The 17,352-nt window shown below is 58.3% G+C and carries 18 protein-coding genes; all 18 read left to right on the top strand.

Annotation, left to right across the window (positions count from 1 at the left end; all coding sequences use genetic code 11):
* Nucleotides 1–90: 90 nt before the first annotated feature.
* The 18 genes from C230_RS0115605 (at nucleotide 91) to C230_RS0115520 (ending at nucleotide 17,176) form a co-directional block, all read left to right on the top strand.
* Nucleotides 91–651 (top strand): manganese efflux pump MntP, encoded by a 561-nt coding sequence (locus tag C230_RS0115605; RefSeq protein ID WP_018132988.1) that lies wholly within the window; start codon nucleotides 91–93, stop codon nucleotides 649–651.
* A 12-nt stretch (nucleotides 652–663) separates the two neighbouring features.
* Nucleotides 664–1,392 (top strand): ZIP family metal transporter, encoded by a 729-nt coding sequence (locus C230_RS0115600; protein WP_018132987.1) that lies wholly within the window; start codon nucleotides 664–666, stop codon nucleotides 1,390–1,392.
* Nucleotides 1,393–1,464: 72 nt separating this feature from the next.
* A complete protein-coding gene (locus tag C230_RS0115595) occupies nucleotides 1,465–1,923 on the top strand; it encodes a low molecular weight protein arginine phosphatase (RefSeq protein ID WP_018132986.1) in 459 nt (152 codons plus the stop codon).
* Nucleotides 1,924–1,948: 25 nt separating this feature from the next.
* Nucleotides 1,949–2,419 carry a ribose 5-phosphate isomerase B gene (gene rpiB, locus C230_RS0115590; protein ID WP_018132985.1) on the top strand — a complete coding sequence of 157 codons (471 nt, stop codon included), beginning with the start codon at nucleotides 1,949–1,951 and terminating at the stop codon, nucleotides 2,417–2,419.
* Nucleotides 2,413–2,988 (top strand): TIGR01440 family protein, encoded by a 576-nt coding sequence (locus tag C230_RS0115585; protein WP_018132984.1) that lies wholly within the window; start codon nucleotides 2,413–2,415, stop codon nucleotides 2,986–2,988. Before rpiB ends, C230_RS0115585 begins: the two co-directional genes overlap by 7 nt.
* A 99-nt stretch (nucleotides 2,989–3,087) precedes the next feature.
* A complete protein-coding gene (locus tag C230_RS0115580) occupies nucleotides 3,088–4,338 on the top strand; it encodes a serine hydroxymethyltransferase (protein ID WP_018132983.1) in 1,251 nt (416 codons plus the stop codon).
* A gap of 168 nt (nucleotides 4,339–4,506) precedes the next feature.
* Nucleotides 4,507–5,859 carry a sensor histidine kinase gene (locus C230_RS20730; protein WP_018132982.1) on the top strand — a complete coding sequence of 451 codons (1,353 nt, stop codon included), beginning with the start codon at nucleotides 4,507–4,509 and terminating at the stop codon, nucleotides 5,857–5,859.
* Nucleotides 5,834–6,463 carry a response regulator gene (locus tag C230_RS0115570; RefSeq protein WP_018132981.1) on the top strand — a complete coding sequence of 210 codons (630 nt, stop codon included), beginning with the start codon at nucleotides 5,834–5,836 and terminating at the stop codon, nucleotides 6,461–6,463. The genes C230_RS20730 and C230_RS0115570 overlap by 26 nt, the downstream gene beginning before the upstream one ends.
* 99 nt (nucleotides 6,464–6,562) lie before the next feature.
* Nucleotides 6,563–7,309: a gamma-glutamyl-gamma-aminobutyrate hydrolase family protein gene (locus C230_RS0115565; protein WP_018132980.1), complete on the top strand. Its 747-nt coding sequence runs from the start codon at nucleotides 6,563–6,565 to the stop codon at nucleotides 7,307–7,309.
* A gap of 49 nt (nucleotides 7,310–7,358) precedes the next feature.
* On the top strand, nucleotides 7,359–8,936 hold the full coding sequence (locus C230_RS0115560) for a glutathione ABC transporter substrate-binding protein (RefSeq protein WP_018132979.1): 1,578 nt from the start codon (nucleotides 7,359–7,361) through the stop codon (nucleotides 8,934–8,936).
* A 117-nt stretch (nucleotides 8,937–9,053) separates the two neighbouring features.
* A complete protein-coding gene (nikB, locus tag C230_RS0115555) occupies nucleotides 9,054–9,977 on the top strand; it encodes a nickel ABC transporter permease (protein ID WP_018132978.1) in 924 nt (307 codons plus the stop codon).
* A gap of 15 nt (nucleotides 9,978–9,992) precedes the next feature.
* A complete protein-coding gene (locus C230_RS0115550; RefSeq protein ID WP_018132977.1) occupies nucleotides 9,993–10,895 on the top strand; it encodes an ABC transporter permease subunit in 903 nt (300 codons plus the stop codon).
* A gap of 12 nt (nucleotides 10,896–10,907) precedes the next feature.
* Nucleotides 10,908–11,936, top strand: a complete 1,029-nt coding sequence (locus C230_RS0115545; RefSeq protein WP_018132976.1) for an ABC transporter ATP-binding protein — start codon at nucleotides 10,908–10,910, stop codon at nucleotides 11,934–11,936.
* On the top strand, nucleotides 11,887–12,858 hold the full coding sequence (locus C230_RS0115540) for an ABC transporter ATP-binding protein (protein WP_018132975.1): 972 nt from the start codon (nucleotides 11,887–11,889) through the stop codon (nucleotides 12,856–12,858). The genes C230_RS0115545 and C230_RS0115540 overlap by 50 nt, the downstream gene beginning before the upstream one ends.
* 82 nt (nucleotides 12,859–12,940) lie before the next feature.
* Complete coding sequence (locus C230_RS0115535) at nucleotides 12,941–13,942, top strand: asparaginase (RefSeq protein WP_018132974.1); 1,002 nt, start codon at nucleotides 12,941–12,943, stop codon at nucleotides 13,940–13,942.
* A 149-nt stretch (nucleotides 13,943–14,091) separates the two neighbouring features.
* The gene (gene upp, locus C230_RS0115530) at nucleotides 14,092–14,721 is read left to right on the top strand and encodes a uracil phosphoribosyltransferase (RefSeq protein WP_018132973.1); all 630 of its coding nucleotides are present in this window, start codon (nucleotides 14,092–14,094) and stop codon (nucleotides 14,719–14,721) included.
* A 15-nt stretch (nucleotides 14,722–14,736) separates the two neighbouring features.
* Nucleotides 14,737–15,879: a non-hydrolyzing UDP-N-acetylglucosamine 2-epimerase gene (wecB, locus tag C230_RS0115525; RefSeq protein WP_018132972.1), complete on the top strand. Its 1,143-nt coding sequence runs from the start codon at nucleotides 14,737–14,739 to the stop codon at nucleotides 15,877–15,879.
* 112 nt (nucleotides 15,880–15,991) lie between these two features.
* Complete coding sequence (locus C230_RS0115520; protein WP_018132971.1) at nucleotides 15,992–17,176, top strand: acetyl-CoA C-acetyltransferase; 1,185 nt, start codon at nucleotides 15,992–15,994, stop codon at nucleotides 17,174–17,176.
* Nucleotides 17,177–17,352: the final 176 nt, after the last annotated feature.

Here is a 17,352-nt window from a genome sequence, read left to right as displayed (position 1 = left end):
CAGTAAGCCGGCTGGCTATTTTTTTTGTCCTGTTTCGTGGACATGTTGCATAAACATGGCAGGGAAACGTTCGGAAGCGGAGGCGTCCTCATGGCACATGTAGCACCAGGCGAACTGTTCACTCTGTTGACGACGGCCGTTGCGCTCGGCAGCGACGCGATGTCGTTGGGGATCGGAATCGGCATGTATCGCTTGACGCGGCGGGAGATTTCCCGCGTCAGCTTTACGATCGGACTGTTCCATGTTTTGATGCCGCTGGCCGGCATGGCCCTCGGACTGTATCTGCACAATCTGATGGGCGATATCGCGCAGCTACTCGGGGCGCTGTTGCTGGTCGGACTGGGGATTCACATGATCTGGGACGCATGGAAAGGTGAGCAGGAGCCGCCGGTCGTGCTGAACAAGACGGCGGGTTGGGGATTGATGCTGTTCGCTATGAGCGTCAGCGTCGATGCGCTGTCGGTCGGTTTCAGCCTCGGCCTGTCAAACGCCCATTTCGGGCTTGCGGTGCTGCTGTTTGGCGTCGTCGGCGGCCTGATGGCGGCGATCGGGCTGTCGATCGGCAGCATCATGGGACGCGTGTTGGGAGAATCGATGCAGTTGATCGGCGGGGCGATCCTCATTCTGTTCGGGACGCAGTTCATTCTGTAGGGGTGGGATGGTGTGTGGGAGATTGTCTGCAGCAGCTTTTTGTCCGGTATGGCAACACCCGTCGGTGGCTGGCTGGTTCTCCGGTTTCGGCGGCTGTCGAAGCGGCTGCTGGCCGTATTTTTGGGGCTGGCGACGGGGATCATGCTGACGGTCGTGCTGACCGAACTGATGCCCGCCTCGATTGCATCGGGCGGCCATGCAATGTTTCTCGTGGGTGCCGGCAGCGGCTGGTTTTTTCTGCTGCTGCTTCGCGGCGTGGTGTCGTCCGCAATGAAACGGTGGGGGCTGCACGGGGAAAAAGCGGCTTTTCTGCAAATGGGCTGGTTTCTCGCGTTGTCGATTGCGCTGCACGACCTGCCGGAAGGATTTGCGATCGGCGCGGGAGAGTCGCTGCATCCGCAGGTCGGCATGGTGATCGCGCTGGCGATCGCATTGCATAACATTCCGGAAGGTATGAGCATTGCCGTACCTCTGCGGTTGGCGGGAGTCGGCGGCTGGCAGGTGATCTGGATCACGTTCCTGGCGGGGATGACGACGCCGCTAGGGACGGTCATCTCGCTGTGGCTGTTCACCGTATCCGACGTGTTTATTTCACTGTCGCTGGCGTTTGCCGGCGGGGCGATGGTATACGTGGTTTCCCGTGACATTCTGCCGGAAGCCCTGCAGGCGAACAAGCTGTGGGCGGCGCTTGGCATCGCGATCGGGGCAGGTGTCATGCTGGCTGTCTCGGCTCTCCATTAATTTTTGCATCGAGCTGAAAGAACGGGTTATACTGGAACCGAGAAAGTCTGCGAACGAGAGGCAGGGGATTCGGTGTATCGCGTTCTTTTTGTCTGTACCGGTAATACATGCCGCAGTCCGATGGCGGAAGCCATGTTAAAAAAACAGCTGGCCGAAAAAGGAATTTCCGATATCGAAGTGCGGTCTGCGGGCGTTGCAGCGGCTGCTGGCAGTCCCGCTTCGACCGGGGCGCTTGAGGCGCTGCGCAAGCGGCAATTGCAAGGGGATCAGCACCGCTCCCAGATGTTCACGGAAGAGTTGGGAAATTGGGCCGATCTGATCCTGACGATGACCGCTTCCCACAAACAAATGCTCGGCGGCCGGTTTCCGCAATTTTTGGATAAGGTGTTCACCTTGAAAGAGTATGTGGGAGGGGCGGAAGATCACGATATTTCCGATCCGTTTGGCGGGGATCAGGACGTGTACGAGCAGACGGCGCAGGAAATCGAACAGGCGATTGCGGCGCTTGTGGAAAAACTTCGTCACAGGTAAAATGGAGCGAAAGGGGGAATATGCGGTGCGAGTGGCGATTGCGGCTGATCACGGCGGATACGCCTTGAAAGAACAGATGAAACATGTGCTGCAGGAACTGAATCTTGAGTTCCAGGATTTTGGCACCGACAGCGAGCAGTCGGTCGATTATCCGGACTACGGCCTGAAAGTGGCGGAAGGAGTTGCCAAAGGGGAGTTTGACCGCGGGATTCTGATCTGCGGGACAGGCCTTGGCATGTCGATCGTCGCCAACAAAGTGCCGGGTGTGCGCTGCGCGGTGGTGCATGACTGTTTTTCCGCCAAAGCGACGCGCGAGCATAATGACACGAACGTTTTGGCGATGGGCGCGCGCGTGATCGGTCCCGGTCTGGCGGAAGAGATCGTTCGCATCTGGCTGACGACCGAATTTGCCGGCGGGCGGCATGCGAGACGGTTGGACAAGATTCGCGAAATTGAACAAAAATACGGGCAGGAAGAGGGCGTCTGCGGATGTTAGACCTGTCCGCCATCGCGAAGGTCACGCGGCAGGTGATCGACGAATTGCAGCAGGTGGCGCGGCTTGATGCCGATCAGATGTTGGTGATCGGCGCTTCCAGTTCGGAAGTGATCGGCGAAAAAATCGGGTCGGCCGGTTCGACGGAAGTGGCAAAGGCGATCGTCGAGGCTGTGTTGACGGCGCGGAATGAGTATGGGTTTCATGTGGCGTTTCAATGCTGCGAGCACCTGAACCGCGCGTTGGTGGTAGAACGCGCGACGATGAAAGCGTTTGGCCTGGAAGAAGTGACGGTGGTACCGGTGCCGCAGGCGGGCGGAGCGGTGGCCGCGACTGCGTTTCGCAGCTTGCAGGATCCGGTGTTGGTCGAGCGGATTCAGGCACACGCGGGAATTGACATCGGCGACACGCTGATCGGCATGCATTTGCGGCCGGTGGCGGTTCCGGTCCGGCCGACAGTCAAATCGATTGGGCAGGCGCATGTGACGATGGCGAGAACCCGTCCGAAACTGATCGGCGGCGCCCGAGCCGTTTACATACTGCAGGAGGTCCCTGAAAAGGATTCGGACTAAGCTTCGAATGCATTCATCATGTTATTTCGAGTTGTTTCGAGCGGCTCCGCTCACGGCAACGCGGAGCCGATCATCCTTGGAGAAGGAGAGGAATTGGCGATGAATCATCTGCGGTTGGTGGATAAAGAGGTCGCGGAGGCGATTGACAAGGAACTCGGCCGCCAGCAGTCGAAAATCGAACTGATCGCGTCCGAAAACTTCGTGAGCCGCGCCGTCATGGAAGCGATGGGGACGGTGCTGACCAACAAGTATGCGGAAGGCTATCCGGGCAAGCGGTATTACGGCGGTTGCGAATATGTGGACATTGTGGAAAATCTGGCCCGCGAGCGCGTGAAGAAAATATTTGGTGCGGAACACGCCAACGTGCAGCCGCATTCGGGAGCACAGGCGAACACCGCGGTGTATTTTGCGTTTCTGAAGCCTGGCGACACGGTGCTGGGGATGAATCTGGCGCACGGTGGCCACCTGACGCACGGCAGTCCGGTGAACATTTCCGGGCAGTACTACAATTTTGTGCCCTACGGGGTGGATGAGGTCACACACCGGATCGACTACGATGTGGTCCGCCGGCTGGCGGAAGAGCACAAACCGAAAATGATCGTGGCGGGCGCTTCCGCCTATCCGCGCGTGATCGATTTTGCGAAACTGCGGGAGATTGCCGATTCGGTCGGAGCCTACCTGATGGTCGACATGGCTCACATTGCGGGACTGATCGCCACGGGCCACCACCCGAGTCCGGTTCCGTTCGCCGATTTTGTCACATCGACGACGCACAAGACGCTGCGCGGACCACGGGGCGGCCTGATCCTTTGCAAGGAGAAGTATGCGAAGGAGATCGACAAGGCGATTTTCCCGGGGATTCAGGGCGGTCCTTTGATGCATGTGATCGCGGCGAAAGCGGTCGCTTTCGGCGAAGTGCTTCGCCCGGAATTCGCCCAGTATTCGCAGGCGGTGATCGACAATGCGCAAGCGTTGGCGCAAGCGCTGATCGACCGCGGCTTTAACCTGGTATCCGGCGGCACGGACAACCATCTGATCCTGATCGATCTGCGCAACCTCGGACTCACCGGGAAAGAAGCGGAGAAACTGTTGGATGAAGTCGGCATCACGGTTAACAAAAATGCGATTCCGTTCGACCCGCAAAGCCCGTTCGTGACGAGCGGCATCCGGATCGGCACGCCGGCTGTGACAACCCGCGGTTTCGACCGGGACGCAATGGTCGAGGTGGCGGACATTATCAACCTCTCCTTGCGCAACGGCAACGACCAGCCGAGCCTCAACGAAGCGATGCGCCGTGTCCGTGCCCTGTGCGAGAAGTTCCCGCTGTACGAGGGATTGCAGAAAGCTTGACAAACGAATTGTTGTACGCGATGCAGGTGCTGGCATGCTCAACCGGTGCCTGCATCTTTTTTGTTATGCCAAAATCACATTTGCAAAAATCTTTCGAGAAAAATACACTCTATTATACGAGTGTACAAGGTTACGAGATTGCAAGTACGGGAGAAAGGAGTCGGGTGCATGTCCCATCGCCAGAGACTGCTGATGGTTCTGATGGCTGTTGGGCTGATCTTGCTGGGAGTGGCGTTTCCTTCTTTTTTGACGCCGAATGACATCGGCTTGCTCGACGCGGTGCGGACCGCGGAGGAAACGCGGCAGGCGAATCCGCTGCTACTCGCCTCCGTACTGGTCGTGCTTTTGAATACGGTGCGGGCCCTCCCCCATTACATCGGAGTGTTTCTGCTCTGTGAAGCACTGCTGGATGTGGTAAAACCCCGCTGGCTGTCCGCCTTGCTGCCGATGCTGATTTTGCCTGGTGTGTACAAGCTGATCAATCTGTACACACCGATCAAATACCATTTCGGCGGTCCGGCTGTGATGCTGGTGGTGGCCATTATCTTCCTCAATCGGATGGAGCGGGGCGCCGCCGGAATCGGTGCGAAGGTGCTCATCCTGGGGCAGTTTTTGCTGGCGGTCGAATGGCTGGATATGGTGAAATGGCTGACGCCTTACGGGTTCGGATTGGGACCGGTTTCTTTCAAGATCAAGCAGTTGGCGGAGAGCAACGGGGTCGATTTTGGACTGAGCATGTTCGCTTTGCTTTTGTGTCTGTTCCTGCTGCTGTCGGTCGGCATATCGGTGCTGCTCACCCGGATGTTCAATCAGACGGTGCGGGAGCGCAACCGGGTTCATCAGGTGCAGCTCAAAATGGCGGAGGCGCGGTCCGGTCAGGAAGTGCTGTTCCTGGTGCATGACCTGAAGACGCCGCTAACTTCGATCGGAGGACTGAGCTCGTTGATCAACATGCGCGTTGATGATGAGAAAGTCCGAACTTATTCACAGAAGATTGAACAATCGATCACGGTGATGAGCGAAATGATTTCGGAGATTCTGTTTGCCGACAGAAAGAAGCTGGTGTCGGTGCAGGAGATTCTGGATACGGTGACATCCAGCCGTTTCAGCGGATCGCCGGATGTGCTGACCGTCGAAGTGCGGGAGCCCATGCCGCTTTTATACGTCAACAAAATCCGCATCGTGCGGGCATTGATCAATCTTTTGAATAACGCGTTCGACGCGGTTGCCGGGCTGCCGCATGGTTCCGTCCGTTTGCTGGTGGAACGGTCGCAGAGCGAAGTCCATTTTTCGGTGGTGGACAATGGGACGGGGATCCCGCAAGAGGATCTGGAAAACATCTGGAACCTCGGCTATTCGACCAAAGATTCGGCCGGCGCCGGCCTTGCGTTTGTACGCCAAGTGGTGAAGGCGCATGGGGGACGGACGGCCGTTCGCAGTACAAAAGGGGAAGGCACAGTTGTGACCGTGATACTGCCGGGAGGTGCGGAGCCGGATGGCAAGGATTCTGATCGTCGATGATGATGCAATGATTCGCTTTACCTTGCAGGAAATCTGCGAGTTCGCCGGCTTTGTGCCGGAAGCGTTCGACAGCGGCAGGCGGGCGGTGCAGCGGTTTGCGGAAGCGGCGTTCGACATGGTGCTGGTGGATTATCATATGCCGGATCTGGATGGCTTGGAAGCGGTCCTGGCGATGCGGCGCTTCAATCAGGAAGTGCCGATTCTCGTCTTGACGGTGGACGAGCGGCAGGAGACGATGAACCGGTTTTTGCGAGCGGGCGCGACCGATTTTGCCGTCAAACCGGTACGGGCGCCCGACCTGATCTCGCGCATGCAAATCAATCTCCGGCTGTCGTCGATCGAGCGGCAGCAACGCGAGAAACAGCGGGAAGTCTGGGTGACCAAGGGAATCAGCGAAAATACGCTCAACCTGATCGCCAGGTTTCTGAAGGCCCAGAATGAGCCGGTTACGCTGGAGGAGATCACGGCCGGGGTGGGGTTGGCGTATTCCACCGTCCACCGCTATATCGCGCACCTTCTGGAGGAAGGGCGGGTGCAAGCGGTGCCGCATTACCGCAAGATCGGCCGGCCGAAGAACCGGTATCTGTGGAGGGAGAAAATCTAGCAGCCGATTTTCTCTCTTTTTTCTCTTTTTTATCTGTATCATCTGAAAAATGGCTCAACTATAATTGGAAACAAACTGACAGGAGCCAGGGGATTGAACATGCAACCAGTCATCGGTATCACCAGCACGCTTGTCAAGATCAATGAATTCAGCGAAGGCGTCTATGTGCATCAGGATTACCATCGCGCGATTGTGGCTGCCGGGGGACTGCCCCTGGTGCTTCCGCTGACCGATCCGGATTCGTTTTCGCGGTTGATCGACCTGTGCGACGGGGTGATTTTCAGCGGCGGGGAAGATGTCGACCCGCAGCAGTACGGGGCGGAACCGCAGCAGCATCTGGGACCGATCCACCCGCAACGCGACCGGGTGGAAGTGGCGGCGGTACGCTACACGATCGGCGCCGGGAAGCCGCTGCTTGCTATTTGCCGTGGCGCTCAGGTGCTCAATGTGGCGCTTGGCGGCACGCTCTATCAAGACTTGCCCAGTGAGTATCCGGGCGCTCTGCAGCATTCGCAAAAAGCGGCGAGAGGGGTGGACACCCATTGGGTTGAGCTGGCGGAGGGCAGCTATTTGCACCGCATTTTTGGACAGACGCAGATTCGGGTGAACAGCTTGCACCATCAGGCGATCCGGCAAGCAGCTGCCGGGTTGGTCGTCACAGGTACCGCTTCTGACGGAGTGATTGAGGCGGTGGAAGCTCCTGGTTGCGTTTTTACGATCGGAGTGCAGTGGCACCCCGAATCGATGGCGGAGCGCGATCCGTTAATGCAAGCCCTGTTCCGGGAGTTTGTCGACCAAAGCCGGGCGGCGAAGAAGAATCGGCTGTCAGCCCCGCTGACGGGCTGATGGACAAGGGTGCACCAGAACAGAAAAGCAAAAAGGGGGATCAAGACAAATGAAAAACGGGAGAGTTTTGAAATTGACCTTGACCGGTGTGTTGGCCGCGGGCATGTTGCTGGCGGGCTGCTCGAAATCGCAAACAGCGGTGGACAACGCAGTTGGCGGCGAGAAGCGGACCGATCTGGTCGTGGCGCAGGCGGCCAATCCGACCACCATGGACCCGCAGGACGCGCAGGATACGCTGTCGTACTCGATTATGAAAACGATGTACGAAGGATTGCTCGGGTTTGACAAAGACATGAAGATCGTGCCAGTATTGGCCGAATCGATGCCGGAACTGAGCAAGGATGCGAAATCGGTCACCTTCAAGTTGAAAAAGGGCATCAAGTTTCATGATGGCACTGATTTAAACGCGGAGGCGGTGAAAATCAATTTTGACCGGGTGAAAGATCCGAATAACAAGCTGAAGCGGGCGTCCCTGTTCGCCGTGATTGAAAAAACGGAAGTGGTCGACCCGTATACGGTGAAATTCACTCTCAACCGGCCGTTTGCTGCGATTGTGCAAACATTCGCCCATCCGGCCGCGATGATCATTTCGCCGAAGGCGATCAAGGAATACGGCAAGGAGATCCAGCGCAAGCCGGTCGGGACAGGGCCGTTCCAGTTTGTCGAGTGGAAAGACGCCGACCATGTGACAGTCAAGAAGTTCGACGGGTATTGGGATAAGGCGAATGCGGCAAAGGTCGAAAAAATCACGTTCAAGCCGGTGACCGAAGCCGGATCCCGCGTGGCGATGCTGAAGACGGGCGAGGCGCAGTTCGTCTATCCGCTGCCGCCCGACCAGGTGGACAGCTTGAAGGATGACAAAAATGTGGCGGTTGACCGATCGCCGTCGATTGTGGAGCGCTACATCGCGTTCAATACCACCAAGAAACCGTTTGACGAAAAGCGTGTCCGGCAAGCGCTCAACTACGCGGTCAACAAAGACGCGTTGATCAAGGTCGTTGCCAAAGGCTACGCTTCACCTGCCGAATCGGTGATCGCGCCGAAGGTATGGGGTTTCCAGAAACAGCAGATGTACGGCTACGATCCAGGGAAAGCGAAGCAGCTGCTGGCGGAAGCGGGATATCCGAACGGGTTTGAAACGACGATTTGGACGGCAAACGCCACCGAGTCGGTGAAAATCGCCGAGTTCATCCAGCAGCAGTGGAAGGAGGTCGGCATCAAGGCGAACGTCCAGCAGATGGAATCGGGCACGCTGTCGAACCAGATGTACGTGAAACCGGAAGATAGCAAAATGCTCACCTATTCCGGCGGCTGGTCGCCGTCGACCGGCGAAGCGGACTGGGGTATCCGGCCGCTCCTGACGAAAGATCTGTTCCCGCCGGCCGGTTACAACGTAGGCTATTACGTCAACGAGCGTGTGGAAAAGGATATCGCCACCGGTTTGCAGTCGACAGATGAGAAAGAACGGCTTGCCGCTTATGCGGACGCACAGAAAACGATCGTCGAGGACGCTCCGTGGGTGTTCCTGTACGTGCCGGATAACGTTTCGGGCAAGCGGAAAAATCTGTCCGGCGTATTCGTGCTGCCCGATGGCGCGCTCGATTTGAACCGCGCAGAATTCAAATAAGCGGCATGCAGGTCCAAGGAGATTGACCTTGGACCTGTTCTGTCCGGATGTCCGACATGGGCCGCACTCCGCGTCCCGCTGCGGGGTACATTGTCCGTGAAGGAAGGAGGAAGCAAAGTGATTGCGTTTATCTGCAGGCGTTTGGCGGCCATGATTCCGATCCTGCTGGTCGTCGCGATCGTGATTTTTCTGTTTCTGCACATGATTCCGGGCGATCCGGCGCGAATCATCGCCGGGCCGGAAGCTTCTTTGCAAGATGTGGAAAATACGCGGGTCAAGCTCGGCCTCGACAAACCGTTGCACGAGCAGTTCTGGCGGTTTGCCACACACGCGCTGCAAGGGGATTTCGGCATATCGTACCGGACGCATGAGCCGGTGCTTTCGATGATTGCCGAGCGGTTCGGCCCGACGATGGAACTGACTAGTTTCAGTATGGTGTGGGCTGTGGCCGCCGGTTTGCTGGTCGGAGTGATCGCTGCCACCCGCCGGGGAAAATGGCAGGATCAACTGTCAATGTTCGGCGCCATCACCGGGATTTCGATGCCTTCTTTTTGGCTCGGGCTGATGCTGATCGAACTGTTTGCCGTCCGGCTCGGCTGGTTTCCCACCGGCGGGAACGGTTCGTTTGCCCACGTTGTCCTGCCGGCGATCACGCTCGGGTCAGGGGTGGCTGCGGTGATCGCCCGCTTCACTCGGTCCAGTTTGCTGGAAACGTTGCAGGAAGATTACGTCCGAACGGCAAGAGCGAAAGGAGCCAGGGAAACGATCGTGGTGTGGTCACACGCATTACGCAACGCCTTGATTCCGGTTGTTACGATGACGGGGCTCCAATTCGGATTTTTGCTGGGGGGTTCGGTCGTGGTGGAAGCGGTTTTTTCCTGGCCGGGCATGGGGCGGCTGTTGATCGATGCGGTGAATTTTCGCGATTATCCGGTGATTCAGGCGGAGATGCTGCTGTTCGCGCTGGAGTTTATGCTGATCAATCTGCTGGTCGACGTGTTGTATGCCGTCTTGAACCCGCAGATTCGCGCACAAAGGTAGGAAGGGGGACCGCTTATGCCGCAATCTGTCATGCAAACGAGACCACCCGTTGCCGCAGCCGTCCCGGCCGCCCCGGCGGATACGCCGTTCCGCCAATTTGTCCGGAAGTTTCGCCGCAGCAAGCTGGGGCTGATCGCTTTTCTGATCGTGACGCTGCTGCTGGTCTTGATGGTGATCGGTCCACTGATTGCACCGTATGATCCGACGACTCCCGACTATAACGCCGTTTTGGATCCGCCGTCAGCCAAACATTGGGCGGGTACGGACGAATTTGGCCGGGACATTTTCAGCCGCATCCTCTGCGGAACCCGCATCTCGCTGGCAGTCGGTCTGGTTTCCGTATTGATCGGTGCGTCGATCGGCACGTTCTTCGGCCTCACAGCCGGTTACTACGGCGGCAAGTACGATGCGTTTGTTACCCGCGTTTGCGACGTGCTGTTCGCGTTTCCGGGAATTTTGCTGGCGATCGCGATTATCGCCATTCTCGGCCCGGGGCTGCCGAATGTGGTGATTGCGGTCGCTACCTTTACCATCCCGATTTTTATTCGAATCGTCCGCGGCAACACACTGGCGCTGAAAAATATGACATACATTGAAGCGGCCCGGGCGATGGGGATCCGCGACCGGTCGATCATCTGGCGGCATATTTTCCCGGGCACGTTTTCGATCGTGCTCGTCTATTTCACCATGCGGATCGGTTCGGCGATTCTGATTGCCGCTTCCTTGTCGTTTCTCGGGTTGGGCGCGCAGCCGCCGACACCGGAATGGGGAGCGATGCTCAGCCGCGGCCGCGAGTACCTGACGTCCGCTCCGCACGTTGCAACGTTTCCCGGTTTGGCGATTCTGGTCACCTGCCTGGCGTTCAATCTGCTGGGAGATGCGGTACGGGATGCGCTGGACCGCAAGATCAAGGACTGAGGGGTGGCGAGCATGACAAACAGACTGCTGGAAGTAAGCGACCTGAAAATCAAGTTTCGCGTGCAGGACGCACAGGTGACAGCCGTCTCCGGCGTTTCGTTTCAGCTCAACGAAGGGGAAACGGTCGGCCTGGTGGGCGAATCGGGCTGCGGCAAGTCAATCACGTCCTTGTCCATCATGCGCCTGCTGCCCGGTGTGCCGGTCTGTCAGGTGGAAGGGACCATCCATTTTGAAAATCGGGATCTGCTCAAGCTGCCGGAAGCGGAGATGCGCGGCATTCGCGGCAACCGGATCTCGATGATTTTTCAGGAACCGATGACGTCGCTCAATCCGGTGTTTACGATCGGCAGACAGATCGATGAGGCCATCCTGTTGCACTGTAAACTGACCAAACGGGAGGCGAGGGGGCTGACGGTCGAGATGCTGCGCAAGGTTGGCATCCCGCGGCCGGAAGCGGTGGCGAAACAGTTTCCGTACCAGTTGTCCGGCGGGATGCGGCAGCGGGTGATGATCGCGATGGCGTTGGCCTGCCAGCCGAAACTGCTGATTGCCGACGAGCCGACGACCGCATTGGATGTAACGATTCAGGCGCAGATCCTCGATTTGATGCGGCGGATGCGCAAAGAGACGGGCACATCCATTTTGCTGATAACGCACGATCTCGGAGTTGTGGCGGAGATGTGTGACCGCGTGCTGGTGATGTACGCCGGACAAGTGGTGGAGGAGGCGGATGTTGTCAGCTTGTTCAGCGAACCGAAACACCCTTATACGGCGGGGCTGCTGCAATCGATTCCGCAGCTCGACCGGAAGGCGAAGCGGTTGGTTTCGATTCCCGGCCAGGTGCCGTCGCTCTCCCAAATGCCGCCCGGATGCCGGTTTGCCCCGAGGTGTGCGCATGTAATGGAAAAATGTTTGACGCACAATCCGGAGCTTGCGATAGTCAGAGAGGGACATCGCTGCCGCTGCTGGCTCTATAAAGGGGGTGGCTCGAATGGCGCGGGACACGCTGCTGGAAGTCAGGAACCTGAAAAAGTATTTTGAAATTCGCGGCGGCTTACTGAATCGAGTGAAAGGGTATGTGAAAGCGGTCGATGATGTATCGTTTTTCGTAAGGCGGGGGGAAACCCTCGGGATTGTGGGAGAATCAGGCTGCGGCAAATCGACGGCCGGTCGAACGATGCTGCGGCTGTTGGAGCCGACCGGCGGCCAGGTGTTGTTCGAGGGTGTCGATCTCGCGACACTCTCGCGGGAAGAGATGCGCAGGAAGCGGAAAGAGATCCAGATGGTGTTTCAGGATCCGTACGCCTCCCTCAATCCGCGGCTTACGGTAGCTGAAATCATTGCCGAGCCGCTGCGGGCGCATGGTCTTACCGACAAAGCTGTGATCAATGAAAAAGTGCAGCAGATTTTGCAGGTGTGCGGGTTAAACGCTGAGCATGCACGCCGTTATCCGCACGAATTTTCCGGCGGACAGCGCCAGCGGATCGGGATTGCCCGTTCGCTCGTCCTGCAACCGAAGCTGATTGTCGCCGATGAACCGGTGTCGGCGCTGGACGTATCCATTCAATCGCAGATACTGAACCTGCTGCAGGACTTGCAGGAACAGTTCGGACTCACTTATGTCTTCATTTCACACGACCTGTCTGTCGTCCGGCATATCAGTACCCGCGTCGGCGTCATGTATCTCGGTCGTATGGTCGAACTGGGGCCGGCCGAGGAATTGTATGAGAATCCGAAACATCCGTATACGCAGGCTTTGCTGTCTGCAGTACCGGTCGCCAATCCGCTGGTCAAACGGGAGCGGATCATCCTGCAAGGGGATGTCCCTTCCCCCGCCAATCCGCCAAAAGGATGCGCGTTCGCTCCCCGCTGCCCGCAGGTGATGGAAGTGTGCAAAACGGAGCGGCCGGAACTGATTTCGGTCGGCCAGGACTATCGGGTCGCCTGCCATCTCTATCGGTAACAGGCGGCTGCAATTGGTAACCGCAGACGGAGGCGGCAGAAGCCGATTGTTCCGGGAATTGAACAGGGAAGGAGACTCGCTTGTGACACCAGCCAAAATCGTTGATGTGTATCGCGGGCCCTTGGTGGAAAGCAGCCACTACGGGCATATCGCGGTGGTCGATTTGCAAGGAAACATTCTGCATTCGGTGGGGGATCCGCAGCGTTTGACGTTTGCACGCTCTTCCGCCAAGCCGCTGCAGGCGATTCCGGTTGTCGAGTCGGGCGCGGCAGACCGGTATCAGTTCAGTCCGGCCGATATCGCTTTGTGCTGCGCCTCCCACAGCGGGGAAGCGCAACATGTCAACCGCGCCGCGGCCATGCTCTCGCGGATCGGACTTTCCCCCGATGCGCTGCAGTGCGGCACTCACATTCCGCACGATCAGGAAGGGTACAAGCAGTTGATCCGGGCGGGCGGTGAACTGACTCCGCTTTACAACAACTGTTCGGGCAAACATTCGGGGATGCTGGCGTTGGCCTGCCACATGGGAGCCGATCCGGCAGGCTACCGCCAGGTGGACCATCCGGTGCAAGTCGCCATGCGAGCCGCGGTCGCCGATCTGGCAGGGATGAAACCGGAGGAGATCGTGATCGGGGTGGACGGATGCGGCGTTCCGGTGTTCGGGCTGCCGTTGTATCGCCTGGCGCTTGCTTTTGCGAAGCTGTCCGACCCGAGCGATCTCCCGGAAGCTCGTCGGCAAGCGGTCGAACGCATCACTTCGGCGATGATGGCGCATCCCGAGATGGTAGCCGGCACGAACCGGTTCTGCACCGATCTGATGGGCGCCCTGCGAGGACGTGTGATCGGCAAGGCCGGGGCGGAAGGCGTGTATGCTGCCGGCATTATGGGCAAGGGAATCGGGATTGCTGTGAAGGTGGAAGACGGAAACATCCGGGCGGCTTATCCGGCTGTCGTAGCCGTGCTGGAGCAGCTCGGCTGCCTGAATGAAACAGATTTGCAAGCGCTGCAGCACCATCGCGTTCCGGTCATTAAAAACGCGCGTCAGGAAGTGATCGGCCAGCTGCGGGCCGCTTTTTCCCTCTGACGAACTCCCTTTTAAAAGGGAGTTTTTCTAGTATTCGCCGAGTAGCACCGGAAATAGGGCTCTGTTATAATAAATGGGGTGATGGGAATGCATTCATGACAGGGAGCCATGTCAGGCTGATTTTGCATCATCAAAGGAGATTTGGAAAAATGGGCAAAGTGCATACATTCGATCACCCGCTGATCCAGCACAAGCTGACGTACATACGGGACGAGAACACAGGTACGAAAGAATTCCGCGAATTGGTGGAAGAAGTGGCCATGCTGATGGCATACGAGATCACGCGCGATCTTCCGCTGCAGGAAACGGCTGTAAAAACGCCGGTTGCGGAAGCGAAAGCGCATGTGATCGCCGGCAAAAAACTCGGCCTGGTGCCGATTCTGCGCGCCGGCCTCGGGATGGTCGACGGGATTTTGCGGCTGATTCCCGCCGCCAAAGTCGGGCACATCGGCTTGTACCGCGACCCGGAGACCTTAAAGCCGGTCGAGTATTACTGCAAGCTGCCGACGGATGTGGAGGAGCGCGACCTGATCGTGATCGACCCGATGCTGGCGACGGGCGGTTCGGCGGTCGCGGCGATTTCGTTCATCAAACAGCGGGGGGTCAAAAACATCAAGCTGATGTGTCTGATCGCCGCACCGGAAGGGATCGCCGCGGTGCAGCAGGCGCACCCCGATGTCGACATCTATGTGGCGGCTGTCGACGAGAAGCTGAATGATCACGGATATATCGTTCCGGGCCTGGGAGACGCGGGCGACCGCCTCTTTGGCACCAAGTAGGCAGGGAGAGCGAACATGGAACCGATTCGAGTACTGACAGTGTTCGGCACGCGTCCGGAGGCGATCAAGATGGCGCCGCTTGTAAAAGAGCTGGAAAAAGCGGCGCCCGCGATCGATTCGAAAGTGTGCGTGACGGCACAGCACCGGCAGATGCTGGACCAGGTACTGGAGATTTTTCAAATCGAGCCGGATTACGATCTGGACATTATGGAGCCCCGGCAAACGCTGACAGGCATCACGCTGAAGGCGCTGGAAGGGCTGGAGCAGGTGCTGGCGGAAGTAGAGCCGCATATCGTACTGGTGCACGGCGATACGACGACGACGTTCGTGGCGGCGCTGGCCGCTTTTTACCGGCAGGTGGCGATCGGCCATGTGGAGGCGGGCCTTCGCACATACGACAAATATTCGCCGTTCCCGGAAGAAATGAATCGCCAGTTGACCGGCGTGATGGCCGATCTGCACTTTGCTCCGACGCGCGAATCGGCGCGGAATCTGTTGCAGGAACGGAAAAATCCGGAAAGGATTTTTGTGACCGGCAACACCGCGATCGATGCGATGAAGACGACGGTGCGCACCGATTATTCGCACCCGATTCTCGACGCGATTGGGGAGGGGCGGCGGCTGATTTTCATGACGGCCCATCGGCGGGAAAATATCGGCGAGAAGATGGAGAACATTTTCCGGGCGGTGCGGCGGATCGTCGAAGATCATGACGATGTGGCGCTTGTCTATCCGGTTCATTTGAACCCGGCGGTGCAGGAGCCGGCGCGGGCGATCCTCGGCGGACATCCGCGCGTGCACCTGATCGACCCGCTCGATGTGGTCGACACGCACAACTTTATGGCGCGCGCCTATCTGATCCTGACCGATTCCGGTGGCATTCAGGAGGAAGCGCCGTCGCTCGGGGTGCCGGTGCTGGTTCTGCGCGATACGACGGAACGCCCGGAAGGGATCGCCGCCGGTACGCTAAAATTGGCCGGCACCGACGAAGCCACCGTCTACCGGCTTGCGTACGAACTGCTGAACGATCCGCAGGCGCATCGCGCGATGGCGATCGCGGCCAATCCATACGGCGACGGTCTGGCGGCCGAACGAATCGTCCAGGCGATTCTGTACCATTATGGACGGGGGCCGCGCCCGGACGAATTTGAAGTGTAACAATCGGCCCGGTCATCTGGCCGGGCCCCTTCAAAGCTTGATGCAGGCAGAAAGGAACCGGCAGGGAATCAAACAGCAAGAGTGAAAATTTGGGAGAGGCGGGAGATGCAAAATGACGAGAGAAGCTGTGATTGTCAGCGCAGTCCGTACGGCGATCGGAAGTTTTCAAGGGTCGCTGGCCGGAATTCCGGCAACCGAGTTGGGCAGTATTGTATTGAAGAAAGCGCTTTCGCGTGCCGGCGTCAGTCATGAACAGGTGGACGAAGTGATCATGGGCAACGTACTGCAGGCCGGACTCGGCCAAAATCCGGCGCGGCAGGCGTGGATCAAGGCGGGCTTTCACGAGTCGGTACCGGCGGTGACGATCAACAAAGTCTGCGGATCCGGCTTGAAAGCCGTCATGTTGGCGGCACAAGCGATCAAAGCGGGCGATGCGGATGTCATCCTGGCCGGCGGCATGGAAAACATGAGCCGGGCGCCTTATCTTCTGGAAGGGGCCCGCGCCGGGTACCGGATGGGAGATGGGAAGGTCGTCGATTCGATGATCCGTGACGGCCTGTGGTGTGCATTCTTTGATTATCACATGGGGATTACGGCGGAAAACATTGCGGAAAAATATGGGTTAACGCGCGACGAGCAGGATGAGTTTGCCGCCTGGAGCCAGCAGAAAGCGGAAGCGGCGATCAAGGCCGGCCGCTTTCGGGACGAGATCGTGCCGGTGGAGATTCCAACCAAAAAAGGCGACCCGCTGATCTTTGACCAGGACGAGTTTCCGCGTGCCGGCACCACAAAAGAAGTGCTGGCCAAACTGCGGCCCGCGTTCAAAAAGGACGGAACCGTCACTGCAGGCAACGCATCGGGTATCAACGACGGAGCGGCCGCGCTGCTCGTGATGTCGGCCGAGAAAGCGCGCGAACTCGGGTTGAAGCCGCTGGCGCGAATCGCCGCCTATGCGTCGGCCGGTCTCGATCCGTCTGTGATGGGCCTGGGGCCGATCTGCGCCACCCGCAAAGTGCTGGAAAAATCGGGGCTCAGCATGAACGACATCGACCTGGTGGAAGCGAACGAAGCGTTTGCCGCGCAGTCGCTGGCGGTGGGCAAAGATTTGGAAATCCCCCGCGAGAAGCTGAACGTCAACGGCGGCGCCATCGCGCTGGGCCATCCGATCGGAGCGAGCGGAGCACGTGTGCTGGTGACTTTGCTGCACGAGCTGGAAAAACGCAATGGCAAGCGCGGACTGGCTACGCTGTGCATCGGCGGCGGGCAGGGAGTGGCGATGGTTGTCGAGCGCGATTGAAGCAACCGAATGCCGCGAGCGCATGCAATCCTTGGCCCGGCAGTGGACAGGCCGCACGTTCAGACTGGCTAAATTTTACAGATTTGTGAAAGTTCCGTGAAGCGTGTATTAAAGAAAGGAAAAGCGGGTCTGTGCCTCGTTGACATCAATCTTCCTATATTGTACGATTGTCTCGG

Source organism: Effusibacillus pohliae DSM 22757, from assembly GCF_000376225.1.
Taxonomy (GTDB): domain Bacteria; phylum Bacillota; class Bacilli; order Tumebacillales; family Effusibacillaceae; genus Effusibacillus; species Effusibacillus pohliae.
The sequence above is the reverse complement of the archived record's forward strand: the minus strand, read 5'-3'. Positions and strand labels throughout refer to the sequence as shown.